This is a genomic window from Micrococcus sp. KRD070 (assembly GCF_017168435.1).
GTDB lineage: Bacteria > Actinomycetota > Actinomycetes > Actinomycetales > Micrococcaceae > Micrococcus > Micrococcus luteus.
In genome coordinates this window covers 117,572-119,917 of record NZ_JABFNH010000024.1, presented here as the reverse complement: position 1 = coordinate 119,917, position 2,346 = coordinate 117,572, and the positions used below count along the sequence as shown (strand labels likewise).

The window sequence follows — 2,346 nt, the reverse complement described above, 5'->3', positions numbered from 1 at the left end:
GTCCAGCAGATCCGCCGAAGGGTGTCCGGGGTGAGGAGGTTCTCGGTGGGCATCCCCAGCTGCTCGGCCCGTCGGGCGACGCGGGCCTTGGCCGTGCGCAGGCGGCGGTCCGCCACCGGGTCCCGGTCCTTCCAGGCCCGGGGTGGGGGCGGGCCGTCCCCGGTGCGGATCTGCGCCGCGGGGGCGTCGTCCCGCTCGGCGTCCTCGACGCCGGCCCGGATCGCGGCGATCCAGCGCGGGGCCTCGCGGCTCGCGGCGCGGCCGTGGAAGCCGGAGGTCTGGCGCAGGGCGGGGACGGTGCGCGGCTGGGCGGCCGCGGCGGCGACGATCGACCGGTCCGGGATGAGCCGGCCGGGGGCGACGTCGCGGTGGCGGGCGAGGTCCTCGCGGGCCTCCCACAGGCGCTTGAGGACCGCGCGCTGCACGGGGCGGCGCAGCGTCTGGGAGCCCGAGGTGCCGCGCCAGGGGTCCTTCTTCGGCGTGGGCGGCGGGGCCGTGCGCACGTGCTCGAACTCCTGCTCGGCCCACGCGAGCTTGCCGTCGGCCTCGAGGCGCGCGATCAGGGCCTCGCGCAGCGGGACGAGCAGCTCGACGTCGAGCGCCGCGTAGGTGAGCATCGCCTCGGGCAGCGGACGCACCGACCAGTCGGCGGCCGAATGCTCCTTGGCGAGGGTGACCCCCAGCAGCTCCTCCAGGACCGCGGCCAGGCCGACGCGCGGCAGGCCGGACACCCGGGCCGCGAGCTCGGTGTCGAACAGCCGATCGGGGCGCAGCCCCTGCTCGGCCAGGCAGGGCAGGTCCTGGCTGGCCGCGTGCAGGATCCACTCGACGCCCGCGAGGGCCTCCTGCAGCGGGGCCAGCCCGTCGAGGGCTTCGGGATCGACGAGCCAGATGCCGGCGCCCTCGCGCTTGAGCTGGACGAGCATAGCCCGCTGGCCGTACCGGATCCCGGAGGCGCGCTCCGCGTCGACGGCGACGGGCCCGGTCCCCGCGGCGAGCGCCGCGGCGCAGGCCTCCAGGCCCGCGCGGGTGTCGGTGAGCCGGGGGACTCCACCGGCCGGTGTGGCGATCAGCCGCGGGGGCGCGTCCGGGGCGGCCGTCTCGGGGGCGTCGGTCATGCTGCTCCTGTTCGGGGAGGTGGCCGGGGCCCGGTGTGTCGGAGGCGCGGGCGCGCGGTCAGGGGCCGGCCGTGTGGACGTCCGCGGCGTGCTCGGGCGGCAGACCGGCGAACGCGCAGATCATGTCCGACCACGCCTCGAGATGCGAGCCGAGGTCCCGCGGGGCCGGGGTCCACGAGGCGCGCAGCTCGATGTCGGTGGTGTCCGGGGCCGCACTGAGCGTCCCGAAGCCCTCCGCGATGCTGCGCGTCGCGGTGCCGCCGGCGTGGGAGTGCTCGGCGTGGCGGCGCTCGAGCGCCTCCACGAGCCACGTCCACGCGACGGCGCCGGCCAGCTGGTCCAGTGCGACGTCCGGTTCCAGGCTCGCACGGATCCATGTCACCGCCCGGAAGCCTCCCGGCCACCGGGCGTCCGGGGCCGGGTCGTGCAGGAGGACGAACCGCCCCGTGGCCAGCACGCCGCCGGTCGCGCCCGGCCCGTCGCACACGTCGGCGGCGAGGGCGACGGCGAAGGGCGCCTGCCCCTCGGGTGCCGGGATCTCCCGCAGCCGCACCTCGGTCCGTGGCCGCGCATCGCGCAGGTCCGCCAGGGCACGCCGGAACACCCCCGGCGGCACGGGCGCCTCGACCGCCCCGGGGGCGGCGGAGAGGCGACGGGGCCCGATCACGCTCATGCCCGTCAGCCTAGGCTGCGGGGCCCAGCGGGCCGCGGGGGCGCGCCGTGGACGCCACGGCGCTCCCGCACCGGATCAGCGCGCCCCGTCCGGGGCCGCCGCGTCGTCGGCGGGGGCCAGGCGCAGCGAGATCGAGTTGATGCAGTAGCGCAGGTCCGTGGGGGTGTCATAGCCCTCGCCCGCGAAGACGTGACCCATGTGGGAGCCGCACGCCGCGCACCGCACCTCGATCCGCTCCATGCCCAGGGTGGTGTCCTTCAGGTACTCCACCCGGTCCTCCGCGAGCGGTGCGAAGAACGAGGGCCAGCCGCAGTGCGCGTCGAACTTCTCGTCCGAGCGGAACAGCTCGGATCCGCACGCCCGGCACGCGTACACGCCCTTCACGTGCGAGTCCCAGTACTCGCCCGTGAAGGGCCGTTCCGTGCCGGCCCGGCGCAGCACCTGGAACTCCTCGGGCGTGAGCCGTCGGGCCCACTCCTCGTCCGTCAGGCGGGCGCCGCCCGGGGCGGCCAGGGTCTGCTCGGGAGCGGGGACGTCCCGCGCGGGGTCGGGGGT

At 77.2% G+C, this 2,346-nt stretch carries 3 protein-coding genes; all 3 read right to left on the bottom strand.

From position 1 onward, the window contains the following. A partial coding sequence (locus J1M38_RS10230; protein ID WP_159833715.1) for an HRDC domain-containing protein occupies positions 1 to 1,118 on the bottom strand: 1,118 nt, incomplete at its 3' end. A gap of 58 nt (positions 1,119 to 1,176) precedes the next feature. Continuing rightward, the gene (locus tag J1M38_RS10225; RefSeq protein WP_020627849.1) at positions 1,177 to 1,791 is read right to left on the bottom strand and encodes a DUF3000 domain-containing protein; all 615 of its coding nucleotides are present in this window, start codon (positions 1,789 to 1,791) and stop codon (positions 1,177 to 1,179) included. 75 nt (positions 1,792 to 1,866) lie between these two features. Next, positions 1,867 to 2,346: peptide-methionine (R)-S-oxide reductase MsrB (msrB, locus tag J1M38_RS10220; RefSeq protein ID WP_036382841.1), on the bottom strand; the 480-nt coding region annotated here is incomplete at its 5' end.

Excerpts from the sequence above, each read along its gene's own strand:
- J1M38_RS10225 (WP_020627849.1), bottom strand. The coding sequence starts at position 1,791 with ATGAGCGTGATCGGGCCCCGTCGCCTCTCCGCCGCCCCCGGGGCGGTC.